The sequence below is a fragment of the Planktothrix rubescens CCAP 1459/22 genome (genome assembly GCA_904830895.1).
GTDB lineage: Bacteria > Cyanobacteriota > Cyanobacteriia > Cyanobacteriales > Microcoleaceae > Planktothrix > Planktothrix agardhii.
Genome location: LR882958.1, coordinates 1,542,608 through 1,566,307 on the forward strand (window position 1 = coordinate 1,542,608; position 23,700 = coordinate 1,566,307).

Annotated in this window: 23 protein-coding genes and 2 tRNA genes; 7 read left to right on the top strand and 18 right to left on the bottom strand. The window is 39.5% G+C overall.

Annotated features, from left to right (window positions below; all coding sequences use genetic code 11):
• Positions 1-15: 15 nt before the first annotated feature.
• From NMG86_RS07195 to NMG86_RS07215, 5 genes are all read right to left on the bottom strand, one after another.
• Positions 16-615, bottom strand: a complete 600-nt coding sequence (locus NMG86_RS07195) for an L-threonylcarbamoyladenylate synthase (protein ID WP_026797326.1) — start codon at positions 613-615, stop codon at positions 16-18.
• On the bottom strand, positions 588-1,529 hold the full coding sequence (prmC, locus tag NMG86_RS07200) for a peptide chain release factor N(5)-glutamine methyltransferase (protein ID WP_026797327.1): 942 nt from the start codon (positions 1,527-1,529) through the stop codon (positions 588-590). Before prmC ends, NMG86_RS07195 begins: the two co-directional genes overlap by 28 nt.
• 24 nt (positions 1,530-1,553) lie before the next feature.
• On the bottom strand, positions 1,554-2,360 hold the full coding sequence (locus tag NMG86_RS07205; protein ID WP_330942940.1) for a Tic22 family protein: 807 nt from the start codon (positions 2,358-2,360) through the stop codon (positions 1,554-1,556).
• Positions 2,361-2,653: 293 nt separating this feature from the next.
• Positions 2,654-2,727: transfer RNA gene (locus NMG86_RS07210), tRNA-Pro, on the bottom strand.
• A 152-nt stretch (positions 2,728-2,879) separates the two neighbouring features.
• Complete coding sequence (locus tag NMG86_RS07215; protein WP_373282671.1) at positions 2,880-3,413, bottom strand: GNAT family N-acetyltransferase; 534 nt, start codon at positions 3,411-3,413, stop codon at positions 2,880-2,882.
• A 91-nt stretch (positions 3,414-3,504) separates the two neighbouring features.
• Between NMG86_RS07215 and NMG86_RS07220 the strand changes: the two genes are divergently transcribed.
• Both NMG86_RS07220 and NMG86_RS07225 read left to right on the top strand, forming a co-directional pair.
• A complete protein-coding gene (locus NMG86_RS07220) occupies positions 3,505-4,230 on the top strand; it encodes a hypothetical protein (protein WP_026787558.1) in 726 nt (241 codons plus the stop codon).
• A 12-nt stretch (positions 4,231-4,242) separates the two neighbouring features.
• Entirely contained in the window at positions 4,243-5,157 is a 915-nt protein-coding gene (locus NMG86_RS07225) for a DNA cytosine methyltransferase (protein WP_026787557.1), read from the top strand.
• Between the two features lie 7 nt (positions 5,158-5,164).
• Here NMG86_RS07225 and NMG86_RS07230 read toward each other — a convergent pair.
• The 3 genes from NMG86_RS07230 to NMG86_RS07240 form a co-directional block, all read right to left on the bottom strand.
• A tRNA-Leu gene (locus NMG86_RS07230) sits at positions 5,165-5,246 on the bottom strand.
• A gap of 174 nt (positions 5,247-5,420) precedes the next feature.
• Positions 5,421-7,244 (bottom strand): ArnT family glycosyltransferase, encoded by a 1,824-nt coding sequence (locus NMG86_RS07235; protein WP_087882224.1) that lies wholly within the window; start codon positions 7,242-7,244, stop codon positions 5,421-5,423.
• On the bottom strand, positions 7,244-7,912 hold the full coding sequence (locus NMG86_RS07240) for a phosphatase PAP2 family protein (protein ID WP_052338666.1): 669 nt from the start codon (positions 7,910-7,912) through the stop codon (positions 7,244-7,246). Before NMG86_RS07240 ends, NMG86_RS07235 begins: the two co-directional genes overlap by 1 nt.
• A 171-nt stretch (positions 7,913-8,083) precedes the next feature.
• On the opposite strand from NMG86_RS07240, the gene pap reads away from it, so the two are divergent.
• Positions 8,084-9,571 carry a polyphosphate:AMP phosphotransferase gene (pap, locus tag NMG86_RS07245; protein WP_026797330.1) on the top strand — a complete coding sequence of 496 codons (1,488 nt, stop codon included), beginning with the start codon at positions 8,084-8,086 and terminating at the stop codon, positions 9,569-9,571.
• Positions 9,572-9,584: 13 nt separating this feature from the next.
• Here the strand turns inward: pap and NMG86_RS07250 are convergent, their stop codons facing one another.
• Entirely contained in the window at positions 9,585-10,130 is a 546-nt protein-coding gene (locus NMG86_RS07250; RefSeq protein WP_026798692.1) for a COG4705 family protein, read from the bottom strand.
• A gap of 62 nt (positions 10,131-10,192) precedes the next feature.
• On the opposite strand from NMG86_RS07250, the gene NMG86_RS07255 reads away from it, so the two are divergent.
• Positions 10,193-11,179, top strand: coding sequence for a YdcF family protein (locus tag NMG86_RS07255; RefSeq protein ID WP_026797332.1), 987 nt, complete (start codon positions 10,193-10,195; stop codon positions 11,177-11,179).
• Here NMG86_RS07255 and NMG86_RS07260 read toward each other — a convergent pair.
• Positions 11,176-11,448, bottom strand: coding sequence for a hypothetical protein (locus tag NMG86_RS07260; RefSeq protein WP_026797333.1), 273 nt, complete (start codon positions 11,446-11,448; stop codon positions 11,176-11,178). The genes NMG86_RS07255 and NMG86_RS07260 overlap by 4 nt on opposite strands.
• 201 nt (positions 11,449-11,649) lie before the next feature.
• Entirely contained in the window at positions 11,650-13,320 is a 1,671-nt protein-coding gene (locus NMG86_RS07265; RefSeq protein ID WP_026797334.1) for a mechanosensitive ion channel, read from the bottom strand.
• Between the two features lie 199 nt (positions 13,321-13,519).
• Here NMG86_RS07265 and NMG86_RS07270 point away from each other — a divergent pair, with 199 nt between their 5' ends.
• The gene (locus NMG86_RS07270) at positions 13,520-13,963 is read left to right on the top strand and encodes an SRPBCC family protein (protein ID WP_026787550.1); all 444 of its coding nucleotides are present in this window, start codon (positions 13,520-13,522) and stop codon (positions 13,961-13,963) included.
• 223 nt (positions 13,964-14,186) lie between these two features.
• Here NMG86_RS07270 and NMG86_RS07275 read toward each other — a convergent pair whose 3' ends face one another.
• The 3 genes from NMG86_RS07275 to NMG86_RS07285 all read right to left on the bottom strand — a co-directional run bounded on the left by NMG86_RS07275 (position 14,187) and on the right by NMG86_RS07285 (position 17,462).
• Positions 14,187-14,828 (bottom strand): alpha/beta hydrolase, encoded by a 642-nt coding sequence (locus NMG86_RS07275; RefSeq protein WP_026787549.1) that lies wholly within the window; start codon positions 14,826-14,828, stop codon positions 14,187-14,189.
• A 110-nt stretch (positions 14,829-14,938) separates the two neighbouring features.
• Complete coding sequence (locus NMG86_RS07280) at positions 14,939-15,763, bottom strand: SirB1 family protein (RefSeq protein WP_026787548.1); 825 nt, start codon at positions 15,761-15,763, stop codon at positions 14,939-14,941.
• A 268-nt stretch (positions 15,764-16,031) separates the two neighbouring features.
• On the bottom strand, positions 16,032-17,462 hold the full coding sequence (locus NMG86_RS07285; RefSeq protein ID WP_026797335.1) for a hypothetical protein: 1,431 nt from the start codon (positions 17,460-17,462) through the stop codon (positions 16,032-16,034).
• Positions 17,463-17,815: 353 nt separating this feature from the next.
• Between NMG86_RS07285 and argH the strand changes: the two genes are divergently transcribed.
• Entirely contained in the window at positions 17,816-19,204 is a 1,389-nt protein-coding gene (gene argH / locus NMG86_RS07290; protein ID WP_026787546.1) for an argininosuccinate lyase, read from the top strand.
• 255 nt (positions 19,205-19,459) lie between these two features.
• A complete protein-coding gene (locus tag NMG86_RS07295) occupies positions 19,460-20,197 on the top strand; it encodes a response regulator transcription factor (protein ID WP_036832967.1) in 738 nt (245 codons plus the stop codon).
• An 88-nt stretch (positions 20,198-20,285) separates the two neighbouring features.
• On the opposite strand, the gene NMG86_RS07300 is transcribed toward NMG86_RS07295, so the two are convergent.
• From NMG86_RS07300 to NMG86_RS07315, 4 genes are all read right to left on the bottom strand, one after another.
• On the bottom strand, positions 20,286-21,050 hold the full coding sequence (locus NMG86_RS07300) for a PHP domain-containing protein (RefSeq protein WP_026787544.1): 765 nt from the start codon (positions 21,048-21,050) through the stop codon (positions 20,286-20,288).
• Positions 21,051-21,340: 290 nt separating this feature from the next.
• A complete protein-coding gene (locus NMG86_RS07305) occupies positions 21,341-21,769 on the bottom strand; it encodes a hypothetical protein (RefSeq protein WP_051319663.1) in 429 nt (142 codons plus the stop codon).
• Entirely contained in the window at positions 21,766-22,911 is a 1,146-nt protein-coding gene (locus tag NMG86_RS07310; protein ID WP_026797336.1) for an AAA family ATPase, read from the bottom strand. Before NMG86_RS07310 ends, NMG86_RS07305 begins: the two co-directional genes overlap by 4 nt.
• Before the next feature lie 122 nt (positions 22,912-23,033).
• Positions 23,034-23,684: a GDYXXLXY domain-containing protein gene (locus NMG86_RS07315; protein ID WP_193372467.1), complete on the bottom strand. Its 651-nt coding sequence runs from the start codon at positions 23,682-23,684 to the stop codon at positions 23,034-23,036.
• Positions 23,685-23,700: the final 16 nt, after the last annotated feature.

Consider the following 23,700-nt stretch of genomic DNA (forward strand, 5'->3'; position numbering starts at 1 on the left):
ATTAGTATTTATTCTTTACTGATTACTGATTACTAAATTACCCTGTCTTAGAATTTTCCATTGACCATTGCTTTCCCATTTTACCACCGTTGAAGGAATAGTTGATGGGATGATAGTTGGATCAAATTCCGAGGAAAATAACGTGAAAACATCGGGAAATTGAGTATTAATTTCAGCCATTGTTAACAGGGGCGGTTGTCCTGATAAATTAGCGCTAGTGGTTGCCATCGGGCCAGTGCGGGCTAAAATAGATTGAGCGATCACACAATTCGGAACCCTTACCCCAATTGTAGACGGATCAGCCGGATTCATTGCCGGAGAAACTTTTTCAGAAGCAGGTAATACCAAAGTTAAGGCTCCGGGCCAATACTGTTGGGCGATACTTTTCCAAACTAATAATTCTTCAACTGTCCCATTCACATAAGGCCATAATGTTTCCGGTGTGGCGGCCATTAATATTAATGGTTTATCTTGACTCCTTTGTTTCGTCTGAAAAATCAATTCCGCCCGATCGGGACGGGTGGCTAAAGCGGGTACAGTGTCGGTTGGGAAACTAACCACACCCTCACCAGCAATTGCCATATCAATTAGAGCATCAACAGAGACTTGAACCATAGATTTGAATCATAATGAAGAGATCTGTTTTTCTTATAAGCTATAACAAAACGATCAAATCCCGCTAAGTCAGGAATAATTTTAATCCCAGAGTAACTTCCTTGAGCCTCTAACAACCTGGCAACCCCTTCTCCTTGTCCTGCCATCATTTCGACAATCCAAACCCCTCCAGGGCGCAAATAATGGGGTGCAGTTTCTACTAAATAGCGAATACAATCAAAACCATCGTCACCACCATCTAAGGCTAAAGTTGGCTCATGTTGGGCAACTTCCGGTTGCAAAGTCGGAATAATATCAGAGGGAATATAGGGAGGGTTAGATACCATTCCCGTTAGTTGTCCTTTTAAGAATTGTAGCGGTTCCCACCAAGACCCGTGATGGAATTGGATACGGCTACTTAAACCTGTGGTTTCAGCGTTAGATTCAGCGATCGCCAAAGCCTCTAAACTGGTATCTACACCATGAATTTCAGCCGTTGGAAAACTATCAGCCAAACCCAGAGCGATCGCACCACTTCCCGTCCCCAAATCCACCCAAATCCCATTATTATCAATATTTTCAATAGCAGATACAGCTAAATCAATAATTAACTCCGTTTCAGGACGGGGAATCAGAACCTGCGGAGACACCTTTAACGTAAAATGACGCCAGTAAGTTCTCCCCGCAAGATATTGCAAAGGGATACGCTCGGTCAAGCGTCGTTGCCACAGTTGAGTTAATTCCGACCAAGGAACTAGAAGGGGAATCGCAGGTTGTTGTTTGAAGGTTTGTAAACGTAGAGCTAATCGATCCAAACCCCCTAACTCTTGGAGAAACCAGTGGACTTCACTTGATGAAATCCCCAAGGCGGTGCATTCAGCATCAGCCTGTTCCATCCACCCTTGCAGTTGCCAACCCGATATCGTTTCCCCCATGATAGTTTCCTAGGATTGATTCAATTAACGAGGGGCGGGGGCGGGGGCGGCGGGGCGGGCGGGTTGATTTTTTTGTAAATACTCCAAAGTTTCACGAGGCGGAATCAAGACAACCCGATTTAAGAATTGATCATTATCCTTTTTCAACGCATCCAACAGGCCTTCGAGATTAACCACATCAATTTTAACGTTAGAGATTAAATCAGGCTGTTGAGTTTTAAATTGAGTCAACATATTTTGCAGATCCTCTTTGTAGAAGAACATTGGGATCACCTGTTCATTACCATTTTGAATCGTCAGATAGCCATTATCTGGGCCACCCTTAGCAATAAACAACGGAACACCGTTAAACTCGCTTACACCTTGTCCATTTTCTTGTAAAACAGTCTTGGCTAAATCCACTTGTTTTTGTACCGGGACGTAGGCAAACTGAACTTCATCCGCCGAACCCTGACCTTGTTGGCTCATCCGGTATACTTCCCCCAGGGAAACCGTGGTGACTTGAATAGTCGAAGCCAATTTGGGGTCACGACTTTTTAAGCGATCGATAAAGGCCACAGCATCCGTGCGACTAATAAACACACCCGCGACCGCAGCTTTTTTATCTCCCTGGGGTACAGTCGCAACTAAAGGGGCTCCCTGGGTATCAGTAATCGTAAAAACTGGAATCGAACGAAGTTTTTCTAGAATTTGGTTTTCTGGAATTGCATAAGCTGGCTCAGTTCCCACCGGAATCAAGCTAAATAAACGTAATCCCGAATCAGGACTTAGTAAAAACGTACCGCCCACAACTCCCAATACCGCGCCCAAACGAACAATTGATCTGATCATGTTTCCAAATTTTGAATTAAATATTTTTTAGATTGCAGATGCAGTGTGTACCACTGAACCCAGGGGGATGCAGTAGGAGTAACGCTAAACAGAGAACCCGGGTCATGTTGACCACCGATAAGTTGCACTGACGATAAAGGAGTTGTTTTTCTCCCCAAAATCTCAAGAAATATCAACCAGAGAAAATTTTAATCCAAGTCAGCCTGCCCCTTAAACATGACCCATCCTAACACACCGATCACGGGATGGACAAAAAGAATCAAGACTAATCAAAACCAAGTTAAAATTTAGAATCGGGATGACAGGATTCGAACCTGCGGCATCCTGCTCCCAAAGCAGGCGCGCTACCAAGCTGCGCTACATCCCGTTTAATCTTTTCTGAGTATAACCTAGATTTACACAAATTGGATTAAAAATTGCAAAATTGATTCAGAAGAAGCTAGGGTCGGTTGTCTGTTGTCGGTTATCAGTTATTTGTTCACACCTCCATACCTCAACACCTCAACCGCCAACCCAGGCTTAATCTGGATACCAGAACATTCCTTTGATCCCCTCTGGATCGGATATAAAACCCAAATTTCGGTAAAAATCCACAACATGAGGGTCAGCAAATAGAGTAATGTTGCTGATATCATCGCTACGGAGTTTTTTGATGATAAATTTCATCAGGGCTTTACCCATACCCTTATTCTGGAAATCTGGGTGAACAACCACATCCCAGAGCGTAGCATTAAAAGCATGATCGGATGTGGCTCTAGCAAAACCAATCAGCCGTCGCTGATTCCCTCGAATTTGCCACATAGAAACTACAAGGAAACTATACTGAATGGCTTTTTTAACTTTACGCAGGGGTCGCCGAGACCAGCCCACTGCATTGCAAAGTTCTTCCAATTCATATAAATCAATGTCCCGATCCGTGCTAAAAAAAATCCGACCATTATTACTCGATGACGAGCGAGAGTTTAGGGATACTGACTCCTCGCCTCCACCCTCATACCCCTCATACTCCACCTGGCAGGAGGACGAGGAGGAGGACTCTGAACTGCTAAACAAGTTTTTCCAAAAACCCATGCAGGCGTAGTTAAGGTAATAGATTTTCAATGAACGTATTAGATAGTATATCTCCCGTACCTTCACCTCAATTATGGCTCCGGGCTTAAAATCCTCAACTTTAGAACTCCTAAAACGCTTCAATCGGGCGTTTCCACAGTTTTATGAGCAATTTGTCAGTAGTGAAATTCAATTGCAAAATCTTAAACTAGCCTATCAAGTTTACCAAACCAAGCAGGCTGTTATTGAAATTCAGCCGGACAGTAACAAAAGTGCCCTCCATTTTTCCTATCGGAATCAATCATTTTTACTCAGCGATATTTTTGGGGTTTTGGCGGCCTATGGCTTGACGATTCATAGTCTGAGTTTGTATGGCCAAATTTATCCGCCGATGTTGGTGTTTATTAAGTTAGTGGTTTCTCGTGGAGGAAAAGCTCTCACGGATAAAACCTCAGAAAATGTTTGTCGGGCGGTGCGAGAAGCCTTGGCGGGACATTTTGAGGTGGAAGAAATGTTGGCGGTGGAATTTAACCTGGATGCTGGGTTAGAGGATGTGGCCACGGAATTTTATGTTGACCCGGTGTTTCACCTCCCGGCGTTATTAATTGAAGCGGATAACCAACCTGGATTGTTTTATAAGGTTATGTATGCTATCTGGCAGGAGGATTTATTGGTGGTGAATGCTAATTTATTAGTTTGGCGGGGACGCACTCGGTTAATTTTATATTTATTGGGGCCAAATGAAAGTTTGATTCCTGAATATCTTGGTCAAAAAATTGCCGAGGGAATGCGACAACGGTTAATGGGAGAACGATTTTAAACAGTTATTTTCATGATTACTGCGGTTGATTTATTTTGTGGTTGTGGTGGTTTATCTCTTGGATTTAAAGAAGCGGGAATTGAGATATTAGCAGCTATTGACAATAATGTTGCATTCCTAGAGGTCTATCAAGCAAATTTTGATCATTTAGCGATTTTACAAGACCTCACAGATGAAGTTGCAGCTATCAAAATTATCCAACAACTTGCTCCTGAAATGATCATTGGTGGCCCCCCATGTCAAGATTTTTCTAGTGCTGGCAAACTTAATATAAATGGTAGTAGAGCTAATTTAACTTATAACTTTGCTAATATTGTTTGTGCCATTAAACCCCAATGGTTTGTCATGGAAAATGTGTCAAGAATAACTAAAAGTCCGATTCTGACACAAATATCTGAGCAGTTTTTGAAAAATGGTTATGGTTTATCTGCAATTGTTTTAAATGCGTCTTTTTGTAATACACCCCAATCGCGATCGCGTTTTTTTTTAATTGGTGAACTTGCAGGTAAAAATAATGCTTTGGTAGATTTATTAAAGTTGGGTTTATCAAAAAAACCAATGACAATTAGAGATTATCTTGGGGATAGATTAAATCTCCAATATTATTATAGACATCCCAGAAGCTACGCTCGACGAGGGATATTTTCTATTGATGAACCTAGTCCAACTATCAGAGGTGTCAATCGTCCGATCCCACCCAACTATAAACTCCATAGTGGTGATCCGCAAGATATTGATCTAACCACAATTAGACCTTTATCTACAATAGAACGGAGTTATATTCAAACCTTCCCCGATTCTTTTAAATTTTGGGGAACTAAAACCAATTTAGAACAAATGATTGGAAATTCTGTTCCTGTGAATTTGGCTTTTTTTGTCGCCTCCACTCTTTTGAAATATCTATATCAAGATATTGGTCAGAGTTGAATACTAATGCGGATGGCGAGACTCGAACTCGCAAGGACAAAGCCACACGCCCCTCAAACGTGCGCGTATACCAATTCCGCCACATCCGCTTATGAACACTGCGTTTAATCTTGCAGCTAATTTACTAATATAGCACAGCTTCCTCAACCTGTCACCCCTTTTCTAAAAATTTTTTGAGATCCGGCAAATTTGGGGGTGGTAGTGGTACTGAAAGTCTATTCCCATAGCAAGATAGGCTTGAAAGGAAGATTTTTTCAGCAATCTTACCGTTTTAATAATACCTTGACTTTAATTCTAATTAATTGATAATCTCCCTGATCCTGCAATAATTGATAATCAGAATATTGTAATCCTAGTTTGGCTATATCTTTGGGTCTGGTGATAATTAAAACCGTGTCAACGGGAGTATTTACAGGAAATAATTTTAATAATCTTTGCTGAATATCATAGGTCATAAACTCTATATTTTGTTGGGTATAATAGACCAAACTAGGTCTAAAGACCCCAATCACTAATAGGGGTTCATTCGGTTGATGAACTTGGCGTACTGTGGTTGATAATTGTCTGAGGGGTAAGTTTCGTTGAGTATCTAATAATTGACCCACAGGTAAAGCTACTAAACCCATAAAAGCAAAGAATCCTAGGGCATTTCCCGCCCAAACTGCCCGTCGCCATTGAGGTTTAATCAGACAATAGAGAGTAATTCCACTAGCAATCAACCAGATAATTCCTGATACCGTTGTTAAATGACTGCTTTCTAATAATTGGGAAAAATTGGGGGTATCATCTCCGACTAATTGAGGACTAATAAAACTAGCGATCGCTAATATCAATAACACCAAAATATTAACTAAACCTGTGATTAAAAATGGTAGAGAAATTTTATTTTGATCAGACTCAATATTATTTTGTTGATTTCCCCATAAACTAATTAAAATAACGCCCGCCGGAATCGAAGGTAAGATATAACTGGGTAATTTCGTCGCTGAAAGACTAAAAAATACAAAGATAATTACCAACCAAAATAGAGCAAATAAGCCCAAATGTTGAGACCGATCTTGCGATCGCCAATCTTGGATTTGCCAAAATTTAACCTGATAAATTGCTACAGGTAAATACACCGACCAAGGTAATAAAGCCACTAAAATTACTGGAAAATAATAAAACCAAGGGCCAGGATGATTACTGACAACACTGGTAAAGCGTGCAAAATTATGATGTCCAAAAAATGTGTTTAAATAGGCTTGACCATTAGCCATAGTAACTAGAATAAACCAGGGGACAGCAATAATTAAAAATACCAAACTTCCCTTGATTAACTGCATTTCCCAGATAACTTTTTGCCATTGTTTCGTATAAATTAGAAATCCTCCAATAATCAAAATTGGTAAGACAATTCCAATCGGCCCTTTAGCTAAAACTGCTAAAGCTGCAAAACTATAAAATATAAAATACCAGCCCTTTTGTTGGCGAGTTTTTGGTTGAGCATAACCCAAGAAAAATGCTAATAATGAAATAGTGATAGAACTAGCCAGAAGCATATCAGAAACCCCCGCCCGTCCCCAAGCAATCCAAGCGGGATTTAATGCCATCATTGCCATTCCCCACCACGCTCCCCCCCCTATGTCCCCCCGTAGACGGGGGGAATTGAAGGGGGGGCGGGTGCGAGCAGATTCCGTTTCTAAAGATATTAACCCCCCGAAAGAAAGCAGGGTATAAAATACTAAAAAGGTAGATAATATTGCGGTTATGGCTGAAGGTAATCGCGCCCCCCATTCATTTACCCCGACGGTTTGAAACGCTATTACTATTAACCAATAAATTAAGGGCGGTTTATCAAAGCGAGTTTCCCCATTCCAATAGGGCGTAATCCAATCTCCTGTTAGGTGCATTTGTCGGGCAGCTTCAACAAACATCGGTTCGGTTTTATCAATTAAACTAATATCGCCTAAATGACTTAAAAATGCGATCGCACTCAACAAGAATAATCCTACAATAGAAACGCCCCAAGTTAGCTTAGGATGGTTTTCCCAGGATTCCAAAATTGTTTTAAAAGATCGGTTTAATTTTGACTTTTGACTGTTCATTATTCTCTAATTTTTTGATTTTCACGCGCAATTTTTAACCAAGCCAAACTAATCGTTAAACAGATATAACCCAAACCATAACCTGCGAGGATATCGCTCGGCCAATGACATCTTAAATAAACACTACTAAACCCAATAATTAATAACCAGATTGTCGCAAATCCATAAATATAGGGAGTCGATTTTGGATAACGTTCTGCAAGAAGATAAGCTATAAGAAAATAAAACAAAATATTCCCCGTCGCATGACCACTAGGAAAACTTCTCCCGACGGATTTTACGAGTCGATCCAAAGGGCGACTACGCTCAATCATTGGCTTGAGAATTCTATCGACTAAAATTAAAATTCCCAAAGTAGAAAAGGCTAAAACTTTGGCTTCAATCCAATACCGTTTCCAAGCCAAAAAAACCAAAGTCAAAGCCACAATTACCGCCGTTCCTTTTACCCCAGTTAACAAATAAAGAAATCTAAAAAAATCATCCCAACTCCGGGGAAAAATCTGATGGGGAACTTGAATTAAAATTTGGTCTAAAGCTAAATTCTCATTAACCGAGACTCGAATCGACAGTAAAATAAATGCACATAAAATAGCTAAACAAATCCAGAGTTGCCGTTGAGGAATTGCTTTTTTAAACGCAATTAATTGATGAGTTAAGGTTAAACGCATTATTTTTTACGTTTACAGATCAGCAGTTAAGCAACTTTTGATTATACAATAAGTTGAGATACTGGGTTAATGCTGAAAAAACAGAAGTTAAAAAAGTTGTTTAGGTTTTCAATGTATGGGAGAAAAAGAACTAGAATATCTAATCAGAACTTCATGAGGATGGGAGAGTCTATGCTAGATACCCTAGATCTAACCTTATCAATGGACAAAGAAAGCTACAAAAGCCAAATAGAGGCTTTAATGAAGGAGTTGCGATCGCTTCAGCATACCTGTCGAGAAAAAAAATTACCAATTATTATTGTTTTAGAAGGTTGGGCCTCCGCCGGAAAAGGGGGACTGGTGAAGAAAATGGTCGGATATATGGACCCGAGAGGATTTGCCGTCCATCCCATTTGGCCATCAACCAATGAAGAATCCCGCTATCCATTTCTCTGGCGGTTTTGGCAGAAATTACCCCCCGAAGGCAGTATTGGTATTTTTTACCATAGTTGGTATACCTATGTTTTAGAGGATCGTTTATTTGGACGCCTCGAACAACAGGAAGTCCCGATGGCGATGCGACAAATTAACGCCTTTGAACGTCAACTGGTGGACGATGGGGCGGTGATGGTGAAATTTTGGATACATTTGAGCAAAAAGGAAATTAAACAACGCCTGAAAAAAGCCTCAGAAGATGAGTTAGAAGCCTGGCGGGTGCGTCCTGAAGATTGGCAACAGGCCAAAAATTATGATACCTATAGAAGCCTAGCGGAAGAAATGGTAATTCATACCGGGACAGGTTCCGCCCCTTGGACATTGGTAGAAGGAGATTGTAAACGCTGGGCCAGAGTCAAGGTATTATCAACGGTGGTGGCATCAATTAAAGAAGCCTTAGACCGTTTAAATATTCAGTTACCCCCCGTATTTACACCCTCCCAAACCCATTTAGAACCCACGGAACCCCACCCCCTAGCGGCGGTAAATCTGAAAGTTACTTTATCTCCAGAAGACTACAAAAACCAACTGCGTCATCAACAGGCTAATTTAGGTCAACTCCAACAAATTCTCTATCAAAAACAGATTCCGGTTTTAGCCCTATTTGAAGGTTGGGATGCGGCGGGTAAGGGCGGGGCGATTAAACGATTAACCGATATTTTAGATCCCCGAAGTTATGAAGTGAACACCTTTGCCGCTCCCACAGATGAGGAAAAATCTCGTCATTATTTATGGCGGTTTTGGCGACGCTTACCTCCGGCGGGTAAATTGGGGGTATTTGACCGCAGTTGGTATGGTCGGGTTTTGGTAGAACGAGTTGAAGGTTTTGCTACAGAATTAGAATGGCGGCGGGCCTATCAAGAAATTAATGAATTTGAAGAACAGTTAACCAGTGCGGGCTATGTGTTAGTTAAATTTTGGTTACATATTGACCAAGAAGAACAGTTAAAACGGTTTGAGGAACGAAAAGAAAACCCCTATAAACTCCATAAACTCACAGAGGAAGATTGGCGAAACCGGGAAAAATGGCCGTTGTATGAAGTCGCCGCCAATCAAATGATTCAACGGACTCATACCCCTAATGCGCCCTGGACATTGGTAGAAGCTAATGATAAATATTATGCTCGGGTTAAAGTTGTTGAAACTGTTGTTGATGCAATTCGCCATCATTTGAAACATTATTAATTCCCGGCCAGATTTATGAAATCCGATTGATATTAGGTTGGTCTTTTTTGCTTAGGGTTAAGTAAATTACTAAGCTGATGATGATACAAAGGAAAAGTATAGTCGTTTCCTTTGTACCTAAAATAGCAGCCCAATAGAATAACTCCCTTTTGGTTGTTACAATGGAGTGCATCGTCAAGGTTTTTTCGCTCAAGTACCAAGCGATAAAAACTGCCACCATAGCAATGCTAAAAACTATAGTGCTGGTTAATACGCTAACTCCAAAATCGTCTACCAATTTATCAGTAATCAGCGTGCCAACAATACTAATTAAAACGACTACAAGCCAGTAACTTGCAGGGACATACCGTTTCAGCCAAAACTGGACAAAAAGCGCAATAATCAAAAGGCTACCCATAATCAAGGATGCAACCGTTAAACCCAGGTTTAATGTTCCTGATAGGAAATCTGCGGCTGTTTCGCCTACTGTAGTAGCTAAAACCTTAATTATCCAGAAATAAATCGTAATTTCTGGAACTCTGATTAACGCCTTGGGAATACGATCTAAAGTCTTCTCCACGATGTTTCTCCTCCTTTTTGATGTAATTTTAGCCGTATGATCAGAAAAATTTCTCTAATCCAATGTTTGTTATTCTAACTCGAATTTTATTTCTGTTGCTAGTTGCTGCCATTATATTTAAAGCCTGGGAAATTTTGGGTAGTAAGAATAATGGCTTAATTAATCGCTTATTATTTATCCTGGTTTTAGTTTTAATTCTTGTCGCTTTATTTTTCCCAGATAGCCAAGTTGGGTCAGTGGTATTAGGAATTTTATCAATTCTTTTTAGACCTCTTGGCTTTTCAATTTTGCTATTATTAATTGCTTCTATTTTTATTAAAAATGGTAAAATTGATAAACCTGGGCCGGGTTTAATTTTAATAGCATTATTAATTTTAATTGTAGCTAGTACCCCCGTATTTGCTAACTGGTTAGCCCAACAGGTGGAAAAGGTGGCTTTAAAAACCGTACAAACGGATTTATGTTGTGGAGAAAGGGCGGGAGCTATTGTATTATTAGGACGGGGAACCACCGAACCGAAATTACCTTATCGGAAACAAATTCAATTAACCGATACAGGCGATCGCATTCCCTACTCCGCCCAACTATTTAGACAGGATCGAGGCCCGTTTATTATTGTTAGTGCTGGCCCCCGTAATCAATTAGTTAATCCCTTAGTTGAAGCTAATGATGTTAAACAACTTTTAGTTTATATGGGGATTCCTCCTGATAGAATTATCTTAGAAACTCACGGCGGAACCACCCATAATAATGCCGTTGAAATTTATCGAATTATGCAAAATCACAATTTAGGTAGAACTATTATTCTAGTGACTTCCGCCCTAGAAATGCGTCGAGCTAGTCTCGCTTTTGCTCGAATTGGGTTTAAAGTAATTCCGGCTCCAACAAATTTTTATACATTTGTTCATCAGACAAAATATCTGCGTCACATTACCGGGGCTGATTTTGCGCCGAATGCTGAAGCATTACTACTGACTACAAGAGTTTTGGATGAATACTTTTTAACCTTCTATTATTTTATCCGAGGTTGGTTAGTACCAACTATTTAACATCTAGGATTTTGAGAATTGGGATGAGAAGGATCTCGTAAGCAGGGATTTGAAAATGAATCTACTTCGCCAGAACTTCCCACAATTACAATCAAAGAAAACAGAATTAAAAATAAAACTCCCAGTATTTGCCAATTATAATTGGGTTTTGCCTCCTGTTTAATCGGTTTAACATCAACTTGAATTTCTATCTTTTTACCCTGGATTGGGCCAGCTAGTTTAATACTTTTACAGGTAATTTGATCCGGGATATTATCTTTATTTGACATGATGCTCCCACAATGTAAGTCTTTTATCAATTCGCTAATTAACTACACCAGGGTTAAAGACGATTCTGGATCAAATCCTAAGCAAAAAAAATCTGTAGAGATTTGGAGACCAAAGCCCTACAGTCAAAGATGACAAATTGTTTGAGAAAATTAAGCTAAATAGAAGCAAGGGAGGAAACTTGCACTCCTATTTAACCCTAATTAATCATTGCCGAATTTAGAGAGAAAATTGCGAAGTTGTTCCCCCGCCACATCTCGTCCACCTAAACCGAAGGCAATGGCGATCGCCACCGCCACGGCTCCTAATAACAAACCAAAGGCTAAATTGACAATATCACTGGCAATGCCCATTTGTTGTAAGGCCATGGCACCGACAAAGATAATAATGGCAATCCGAGCCGCCTGGGCTAACAGACTCGATTGACGAGTCCCAGAACTGACAATTAAATCATGGGCTAAATTAGCAAAATATAACCCAATCCCAAACACAATCACGCCAATCAAAACTTGACCCGAGATCGCAATGATTTGATTGATAATTACAGTTAAAGCAGCTAATCCCAAAATATCCGTTGCCGTAACCGCCGCAAATAACATAATACCGACTAACACCACAATTCCGATTAACTCAGAAGGAGTACGTTGGGTTAATTGGGCAGAAACAGGAGGGACTGTATACTCATTGGTTTCGGGGGTTTCCGTGGGAATATACTCCTCAACAATTGGAGATACGGGAGTATGAATCCCCAACCAGCGAAACACATTATCAAACCCCACACTGGTCAGAATATTCGTGACCAAATTGGCGATAAAACGGCCAATAAAATAGGCAGCAATTAAAACTAAAATTGCTAAAAATACTTGGGGTAAGGCGTTAAAAATTTCCGTCAGCATTAAAATAGCTGGCTCAGAAATTGCCTTAACTTGCAGGGCTTCTAAGGCAGAAATCGCGGTAGGGATCAAAATTAAAACGTAAACAATCAATCCAATAATGGAAGATGCTTTTTGATTCCCCGCGACCTGATTTAAGCCGAAACGAGTTCCGAATTGATCAATTCCGACAGCAGCTAAAAGGTTAGTAACAATTCGACTCACCACTTGAGCCACCAGCCAACCCGCACCTGCAATTACTAAGGCTGCCACAATATTCGGCAGAACTGCCAGGATCTGATAGAGCATATTTTGAACAGGCTCTAATAATCCTTGTAACTGAAGGGTACTGAGAATTGCTGGTAAAAATAACAGCACCACAAACCAATACAGGGCACTTCCTAGGGTTTCACTCAGGGAAAATTGGTCGGGAGAGACAACCTCATTATCACTAACTTGTTGATTTAAACGTTCATCCAGACGAAGTGTTCGGAACAATCGAATCAATAAAGTTCGGGCAATAGTGGCTAAAATCCAAGCCGCCGCAATTAAAATCGTCGCCCCAAAAATTCGGGGTAAATAACTGGTGACTTGGTTGAGTAAATTGGTTAGGGGTGTCGATGCTGCGGTCAACTGAAGCTTATCCAGAAAGGCAACCACCGCAAAGATAAAAACAATCCAGAAGGCGACGGTTCCCGCCCAAGATTCTACCGGAAGTTTGTCTTCTGGTGCTGTTGAACCTGAAACCCAACTGGCAATTTGGTTGTCTAAGCCTGTTTTTTTAAACAAGCTTTTAACTAAAGATTGAGCAAATAAGGCAATCAGATAACCAACCAGTAGAATCGCACAAGCTAAGGCAATATCCACCACGGAGGCTTGACCAAGCTTTATGTCATTAATATTGGTAGGGATAGCCAAGGAGTTATCCTGGGCAAAATAAAGGGGGGATAGGGAGGATAAGTCCGTTCCCCAAAAGGGTATTAATTGATCGATTCTATTCATAATTGTTCCAGTAACTTATTCGATGTTTTGATACTCGTGCGCTGTGGTTTGAACGAGAGTGCATCTTAAGTCTGGTTAAAATGGCAGAAAAAACCGCTAAAATTTAAGGTTTTTTTTGTTTTCTGATGCGCCCCTCGTTTATACTAAGATTCTTTCATGTTTTCCATGAAATTAATCTGCCTATAGCTTGAAGGTTATGATGCCATATCGTCAAGTTTTTGAACAATCTATTTTAATTTCGGCCAATTCTGGGGTTGTGGAACGGTGTTTTACAGATTTGGAACTGATGCACCAATGGTTGAATCCGATGTTACGCTGTGAACCGATTGACGTATGGGATACAACTGTGGGGGGGAAATGCCGATTTTTGATTCAAATTCCCATATTTCAACCGAGTTTAAAAACAGTGGTTTTAGAACGGGAACCGGGGTTAATTGTTTGGGGATTTGAAGGCTATTTTAAAGGATGCGATCGCTGGGAATGTGTACCGGAAATCCCAGGGACTAAACTTTTAAATAGATTTGAATTTGAAATCCCTAATCCTCTAATTAAATTCGGTTTTAATCTCTTTGCTGCTGCTCTAACAAAAGCAGATATGGAAGCCCAATTAAAACGATTAAAACAAGTAGCAGAAAATCTTTAATCAGTCATCAGTCATCAGTCATCAGTTAACAGTCATCAGTTAACAGTTTATTACCCATTACCGATCACGGATTTAAAAGGATTACGCAGATTAACACAGATTAAAATCTGTGAAATCCGTGAAATCCTCTTAAATCCGCGATCCCTGTTCCCTTAAAATAAAAAGGAGTTTTTAACTTCATAGTCAAAACCCCTTTTTACTGTTTAAAAAATTAAAGGTTCAATTATTTGCAAAGCCGCATTTGAACAGCCGGTTGAGCTTTTAGGAAAGCGATCGCCTGATCGCCTAAAGCATAAACATCATTGTAGAGATTGATCAGATTTTGAACGTTAACCGTAATTGCGGTAATTCCTCGGTAACTTAGAAGTAATTCCAAAATTGAAAGTTGACCATCCCCGGCGGATTCACGTAAAGCAGTAATCACTTTATCAACCGCGATATCAACGGTGCTTCCCGAAGAAACAAATTGATTAAAAGCTCCTACCAATAATCTGCCATAGGTAGAATCTAGTAGATCATTAACAACATTATTAGGAATTTTGACAGAGAAATTCAGTGCTTTCTGGAATTGCTCAACCTGATCGGGAGTCAGTTTTGCTAAAGTAATCATAGAACGAAGTTGATTAGACTGTTCTCCCGTTTGAGCAAAGGTTTGTAAATCAGCAGTGGCTAAGGATATATTTGCTGGGCCATAGATCAATCTTAATTCATCAATAGCCGGGGAAGGTTGAGCAAATATTCCCAAACTAATTGTTAATCCCAATACTATAGCTAACCCCAGGGATATATATTTAGATAGACCCTGCGTAAAAAATTGATAGGGGTTACGAATACCCCGAAACCAACGTCCTGAATTTAAGTTCATTTGTTCCTTCCTCACAAGTTAAATTGAGTAACACAGTTCTGTTGTTGTCCCATACTATAGGTCTGTTTTAACCCTATTTAGGTTCCTTTAGATAGAGACTTCTCAAACTGTTAGATATTCTGGCTCATCTGATCCAGTATTTGCCGAATTATAGCAGTATCCTGAGCCGTCGGTAGAATTTCTAAATAATTCTCTAAATCTTGCTGTGCTTCTCTCCATCGCTGAAGATGGTAGTACATAATCCCGCGATCTCGTCTTTCATGGGGTGAATCTGGAAACAGTAGTAAAATCCGTTCTATTACCCCCAATGCGAGTTCTATTTTGCCTTGATTAAAATAAATAACTTTTAAATTCATTAACATTCGACCCAGGAATTGATAGGGGGTAACAGTTACTAAAAATTCCGGTTGCATTTGCATTGGTTTTTGATAAATTTCCGCTAATCGAGTAACACAATCTTCAACAAATAAAATCTCTCCTTGATTAAAAGCATCGACATAAATTCCCGCCTCTTCAAATTCAGGACGGATTAAAAAATGTCCCGGCATTCCAATCCCCACCATCGGAAAATCAATCCGTTTAGATAACTCCAAATAAACCAGAGAAAGGGTTATAGGGATACCTGTCCGCCGATCAATCACTTCATTAAAGTAACTATTTTTAGGATCATAATAGTGATTTTGATTTCCCCTGAACCCTAAATCTTCATATAAATAATGATTAATGGTTTGAATAACTCGCAAGGGATACCGTTGCTGGGGTAATCGTTCTAAAACTTCCGAAGCCATGGTATCTAAGGCATTAAGATATTCTTCGGGTTCTATCTCAGGATATTGTTCCTGGGCAATATAAAGAGCAGTTTTTGCTAAATTAATCTGTGTTTCCGGTTGCTGAATTTCTTGAATAAACCGTTGTCTAGCTGGTAAAAAATTCATTTTTTATTAATTTTTTTTAAAATTAATTAGTGTTTAATTTCATCTGTTAAGGTTATTAATCCAAAACAAATCTCTATCTTTAGATATAGCAACCGCGTTGGCGCAGCCTGCGCTTTGCGCTTAGACACCGAATCCCTTTTAGACACAAAAATCTGCGGGTCAGACAACCTAATTTTCCCTGCTTCCTGGGAAATTTAGGTAGATCATAATCCATGGATAAATTAATTTATTTGGCTTAAATTACCCCCTAAAAAGGGCATTAATTAACTTAAAATTCCTCCGATAAAAAAGGATTTTCTGTGGGAAAACTGGGCAAATTAATTGATGCTAAAGACTCTAATTTTTTTCTTCGTTGCGGATAAACCAAAGGGGCTGGCCAATTAGCACTATTTTCTTTTTGATTGGGTTCCTGCACGGCTACAGAACCCGCAGTTTTGAATTTTGTTTCTCCTAAATTAAAAGACTGACCCCCCATAGATTTAGTCGATTGTGGTTGAATAGCTGTATCTTCTGATGTTACTTTTAATGAAAATAGATCAGTATCTTCTGAAATGAAAGAGGCATATTCTAGGCGAATTCGCTCTAATTCTCCTTCTAAAAATCGAGGTTTAGGTAATTCTTCCACAGGAATATTGTTAATTGAAGCTGTCAACTCTACGGGAGGTTTAAAACCTGGTTCAGAATTCAGTTCCGATGTTAAGGATTCTAACCCATGATTAAGAGGAATCTCCTGTTCTAATTCTGAAGATATTGGATCTAAATCCTTGGATGAATTAACTGCATCCTCCATCAAATTCATCGGGTTATGATTCGGGTTTAAAGCGTCTGACCAAGGTTTAACAGGGGGTGCTTTTGGGACTAATAAAGTGGCAGATGAGGATAGGGATTGTTCTTCCGTAATTACCGATAGGGTTTCTAGGTTTTGTTTTCCGGTTTCAAACTGGATTTGATTGTTCAAACACCGTTCTAAAGCGACTTTAAATTGGAGGGTTTGGCGCTGTTGACGATGGAGACGCGATCGCAATTCTCGGTTACTATTTTGAGATTGAACTAACTCATGGAACTGTTCATTATAGCGTTGTTGAGTTAATGCCGTATCCCTTTCCATCTGCGCGAGTCGGTTTTGGGTAACTTCCCATTGTTGGGTTAAGGTTTCGACTAAAACCTGTTGCTGTCGAATCACTTGATTGGCAATTTCCAACTTTTTAAACAGTCGTTTAACTTGATCCTGTGTCGCCCCTAATTCCTGGGTATGTTGCAATAATTGTGTTTTTTGATCCTGTTGATTTTGCCGACTTTCATCTAATTCTGCTTCTAATTCAGTCACCCGATTAATTAAATCTCGGTTACATTCATGGAGAATTTGCACCACTTTTACCGGATTTTCTTGGGTTTCTGCTTCCACTGACATCAGCGAAGCAATCGCCATTTCATTCCCCTGAGAACCCTCAACAAATATCTCCTCTGGAACTACCAAATCTCCACTATTAGACTCCGTTTCTGCTTGTTCTAACTCGGCAACGAACTGGGTCAATAATTCCTCCAGGGGGATAGCATTGGGAAAGTTCACCGTCTCCCAATCCTGATCCGGAGTCACAACCGGACTAACGGACTCCTCCGATGGGGGAAAGGGTGGGGATAAAGGTGCTTCAGTAGGCTGATCAAACGATTCAGGAATGGGGAGATCGGCTTCAGACATAGCTTTATTTATTGGGTTTGTTATTTTAATTCTTGATACATGGTGAAATGTATTGTTACTGATAATAAGGGAAATTGAGAATTAAGTCAAGTTGCCAGGATTATTTTAATTAGCAATGTATTGTTATTAACTAATCATTAATGTTTCTATTAATATTGTATTGTCCCGGTTAATGTTTATGCAGTGGGTTTATTATGAAAGCGGAATATTCAACTTGAGCAGGATTGTTCCCCCAGATCAAACCACCCTGGCGACCCTCCCGACCGTCTTTTGTGTCCACCATGAACTTTTTAGGGTTCCCATAAGACGCTTGACTGTGTACTGTTGACACCAGAATAAAAAAAAGCCAAATTATGACAACAACGAACTCAAAAACTTGGAGCCAACGGTTTGAGAAATCTCTGCATCCTGCGATTGCAGAGTTTAACGCCAGTATTAGTTTTGATATCCAACTGATTGAATATGATTTGACCGGATCAGTTGCCCATGCTAAAATGTTAGCAAAAACTGGTATTATTAGTCACGAAGAAGCCGAAAAATTGGTTTTGGGTTTAGAACAAATTCGTCAAGAATATCGAGAGGGAAATTTTAATCCTGGTGTTGATGCCGAGGATATTCATTTTGCCGTTGAACGTCGCTTAACTGAATTAGTGGGAGATGTGGGTAAAAAACTCCATACCGCTAGATCTCGCAATGATCAAGTCGGAACTGATACCCGTTTATATTTACGAGATCAAATTCAACAAATTCGACAACAATTAGTTGATTTTCAAAAGGTATTATTAGATCTAGCTGAAACCAATGTGGAAACTTTAATTCCAGGTTATACCCATTTACAACGGGCGCAACCGATTAGTTTAGCCCATCATTTATTAGCCTATACGGAAATGTTAAACCGAGATTGGGAACGTTTAGGAGATGTCTATAAACGGGTTGATATTTGTCCTTTAGGGAGTGGAGCATTAGCTGGAACAACTTTTCCGATTGATCGCCATTATAGTGCTGAATTATTAGGATTTGGTCGAGTTTATGCTAATAGTTTAGATGGAGTCAGTGATCGAGATTGGGCGATTGAATTTTTGAGCGCGGCGAGTTTAATTATGGTACATTTAAGCCGCCTTGCTGAAGAAATTACTCTCTGGGCTTCTCAAGAATTTAGTTTTGTTACTTTGACCGATAGCTGTTCCACGGGTTCGAGTATTATGCCTCAAAAGAAAAACCCCGATATTCCTGAATTAGTGCGGGGAAAAACCGGGCGAGTATTTGGGCATTTACAAGGATTATTAGTGGTGATGAAGGGATTACCTTTAGCCTATAATAAAGACTTACAAGAGGATAAAGAGGCATTATTTGATGCGGTCAAAACCGTTAAAGGCAGTTTAGAATGTATGACCATTTTAATCGCAGAAGGCATAGAATTTCGCTCTAGTCGTTTAGCTGAAGCGGTGGCGGAAGATTTCTCTAATGCAACAGATGTGGCTGATTATTTAGCCGCGCGAGGAATTCCCTTTCGTGAAGCCTATGGTTTAGTGGGAAAAGTGGTTAGAACTTGTTTAGAAGCGGGGAAATTACTTAAAGATTTAACCCTAGAAGAATGGAAACAATTACATCCTCAATTTGAAGCCGATATATACGAAGCGATCACTCCTCGTCAAGTGGTTTCGGCTCGAAATAGCTATGGGGGAACCGGATTTGATCAGGTCAAACAAGCCTTACAAAATGCCCGTCAACGGGTTGAATAATTGTTAGGAATAAGGATCACGGATTTAAGAGGATTTCACGGATTCCACGGATTTTAATCTGCGTAATCATCTTAAGTCCGTCCCAGATTGCTCTATTGGTGGCTCAGATCACGAAGGAGCGATCGCTTCCTAGAATACATAAAGCAATATTTTTGTCAAGTTCGGCTTATGTAGTAAAAACCGTCCATTAAATCAATATAATTCAATATTAAATTTCGCTAAAGTGGGAAAAAAGATTAAATTTAGGTCAATATAATGTCTAGTCCGATTAATCCTCCTGAATCTGAAGTGGTTGTTTCTCAAGTTCCTGCTAGATTATTATTAGTAGATGATGAACCCGGACTGCGAGAAGCTGTACAAGCTTATTTAGAAGATAGTAATTTTAGTGTTGATACGGCCAGTAATGCCAAACAAGGGTGGGAAATATTACAGCAAAGTTTACCCGATTTAGTGATTACTGATGTAATGATGCCGGAAGTTGACGGTTATCAATTTTTACAACAGATGCGGGAAGACCCCCGTTTTAAAGCCTTACCCGTTGTTTTCCTAACTGCTAAAGGGATGAAAAGCGATCGTATCCAAGGGTATCAAGCCGGATGTGATGCTTATTTATCTAAACCTTTTGATCCTGAAGAATTGGTAGTAATTGTTAAAAATTTATTAGCCAGACAAGCCGCCCTTCGTAATAGTAGTGGTGATGGCAACCCCGATATTGCCACCTTAGCAGGTCAAATTGCCCGGATTGAAAATATGTTAAAAGGCAAAAGTGGAATTCATCAAACCCCACCCCCAATTAAAATTGATTTAACCCCTCGAGAACAGAGTGTTTTAGATTTAGTCGCTAAAGGATTAATGAACAAAGAAATAGCGCGGGATTTAGAAACCAGTGTGCGGAATGTGGAAAAATATGTCAGTCGTCTGTTTACAAAAACCGGAACCAATAGTCGGACAGAATTAGTCCGTTATGCCCTCGAACATGGATTAACTCAGTAAAGAATAGTGAAGATGGGAAGGAGAAATCCTTCCATGTTTTAATCTTAGGGGAACGGATATCATTAAGGCTTTGATTAGCTTCTGGACTTTAAAGCCGCAGTAACAAGTTACGACCATGAGTATCTGTACCACAGGTGTTGAGCAAACCATAGCCATCTGTTAACTGTTTAACTTGGTTGGTAATTTTAGCGGTCGGTAGCCAAGGGTTTGTATGACGATAGGCATAATAGACTTCAATCCCATCAATCCCTAAATGAGCCGCTTCCGTAATTAATTCCGGCACCGGATAACGATAACGGGCTGGATGAGCTAAAACAGCCAATCCTCCCGCCTGTTGAATCGCAATAATCACGTTTTTAGCAGAATAGGCATCTGTTCCCTCGGTGGTGCAGCCTTGTAGATAGGGTTGCAAACTAGAAGCGTCGGGATCAAAAGCATAACCGAGAATATGGACATCCACAGCCAATAACCGGGCATTAATTTCTACTCCCGTCCATAACCGAGGAGCCTGATTCACCCGTTTAGGATACTTATGTTTCCAGTTATCTAACCACTTTTGAGCTTCTTTGTAGCCTTGGGTACTATGATGATCGGTAATGGTCAGTCCTTTTAAACCAATTTCAATCGCCTGTTCCATGACTTCATAGGGTTCTAACTGCCCATCTGAACGTCGAGTATGGAGGTGAAAGTTATAGGACTTGGGGCAGCTTCTCGCATTCAAGGTTTGAAAGACCTGTTGCAGTGAAGACCGATCTTGGGCTGGGGGTGTCAATAATGATGATTTCACAAATCCTGTCTGGATGTGAAACCACCTTGATAACGATTCAAAATCTGAGGTTAGATTAACACTCATACCGTCTTCATCTTAATAAACTGTTACTATAATCTACTGTATCGAATTTATTGGGCAGTTGCTACCAGATAGGGTTAAAATTGACCAATTTTAGATTTAAAATTCTTATATAAGGAAATGGGCAATAGGTAATAGGGTGTTATGGGTTAACGGTATTCACGGTAAGTGATTAAAGATACTATAATTGCTGAACACCTAAAACTCGAAACCCTGGGGTAAGACTTGTCCTCACCCCCTACTATTATTTGGGTCGATAAATTTTGTAATTGCAATCACAAATAAGTTGTAAATTACAACCTTAGTTCTCTATTTACCGTGATTCCTCTTTGAGCTAACTTACGGAATTTATTATCACCTTTTAAGTGAATTCCATTAGAGGCAATCCAATGAAAAGACTTTGGCTCTTTATTCAATTCAGGGGCATCATTGATAAGAAAATCTTTTAACCACTGAAGCTTATTCAGAACAGACTTTACTTCATCTGTTTTAGCAGTATGTACTTCGATAAAATAAGTTTTACCATCATATCCAACTGCATAGTCCCAACGTGAAGCATTAGGATATATTGATTTAACTGCTGTATCAATATCAACACTCCCTTCACATTTACTGGGATCAAGAGGTTTTACTTTGCTACGATTTGAACCTAGAGCTTTTAATCCCTTTTCAAAAGCATTCTCTAATAAAGGGGTATTCTCGATCGCTTTCTTAAAACTCATTCCTTCTCCTGAATCGCTTGGGAAACAACATCCGATGCCTGACTACTAAAGCTAGTTAATCCCCCCCAGTTAGCGATCGCAGGGTCAGGATCAAATGGATCTAAAGATGAAATATCACGCACATAAACACCGTCTTCTTTTTGGTCGAAATAGTAGGTCGAAAAAGTCTTATGATTGAGAATATTCTCAAATAATTTTGTAGTTGGGGCAGACGACTTCAGAGCAAAAAGTTTATAAAGATATTTGATATCAGTATTCTGTTCTCGTAAGAAACGAATAGCCCAAACCGCTTCTAAAAGCACAGGAGAGTGAGTTGAAATCAGTAAGCGATATCCTCGATGCAAAAGTTCCAAACACATCAAAATTACTGATAAAATTGCTTGAGGATGCAATCCCATTTCTGGTTCTTCAATTACGACCCAATCTATATCAGACTTTTTAGATGCTTTTGATATCGGCATTAGCCAATAAAGACCTAGAAGTAAAGGCATAAATTCTCGTTGTCCAGCAGACCAAGACATGAAGGATAAGCGATTTCCATTCATATTAATTTGGATGCTTTTACTCATTCCAGTGGTGTTAAGTTCTACCTGAGCACCGTGAAAAATACTATGATCTAGTGAATCACGAAGTTCTTGTTTAAGGCGACCTTTCTGGGGAAAGATTGGACTGCCTTTATTACCCAAACCTTGTTGCATTAGTAGCAATAAATGCTCGCTAAAATTGCGAACGACATAGGGAGCTCCATTAAAGCTCCGAAACAATCGAGGCCATCCATTCTCGATGGTTAGCACACGCTGGGCTGGCATAAAGAAAAGCTGCTCTTTTTTTCGGCTATTTTCATTCAATAATTGGTCTAAATTTATAATTTTGTTATCGCCACATATTTCTGTGTTTTTACTCCAGATATTCCGCATTCCCTCTCCGAAATAAAGCTCGATTAAATTATTGATATCTCCTTCCCAGTCATAGCCATTTTTTTTGATCGTATTCACAATATCTCCACTATCAAGTAAGAGTTTTATTAATTGCAATAAAATACTTTTTCCAGTAGCTTGAGCGCCAATGAATAAAGTTAAATCGCCAAATTCTATGTCTGCTTTTTTAATTTGTCCTAAATTAGTAAGGTTAAGTTGCTTCATGCTTTTATCTATTGATTGTAAAGAATAAATGAGATTGATTTTAAATTAATATTAAAACCCAGTTTCTTAATTGTAGCATATTTGGGAAATTGTATCACAACCAGAAACTGGGTTTTGGAGAATTAAAATTTGTAATTGCGATCGCGCACCCACAAACTAACTGGAATTGCTTTTCCTTGAGCATTAATTTTCACTTCCACAACAAAAGATTGTTGATTATTCCTTTGTGCTTCTGTAATGGTATTATTAATTTGATCACGTTGGTTTTCTGGCATATAATATCGTTCTAAACCGTATTCAATATTCCATCCCGTTGATTTTCCCTGTAAAGCTATTTGATTATTAGATAAATTATCAGGATATTCAGCACTGACTTTTATCGGTTTCCAAGCTGAGGGATGTGGAGATTTAGACGCATCTTTGGGTTTTTCTAAGATCACATAAATTAAGGTTCCCTGGGGTAAATATTCCGCGCCTTGAGCAACTTCTTTCCAACCGGGAAGTGCTTTGAGAGTATCAGCACTGGAAATATTATAACTCAGGGTTTGATAATATCCTCGGAAAAAATCATAGGGGTCAACGGGGGCGGTTTGTAATACCACAGTTTTTCCCGTTACCTGAGTATAAAACGCTTGGGAAGGAACTGCTAAAATTAGGATTAATTGAAATAATAACGGAAATAAAAATTTCCAAACATGGATCTGTTTTTTAACAACAGGAGACGGAGTTAAAATAACGGAAGATTGAGTATCATTCGAGTTAGAAGAATTCATGATTTTGACTCCTAAA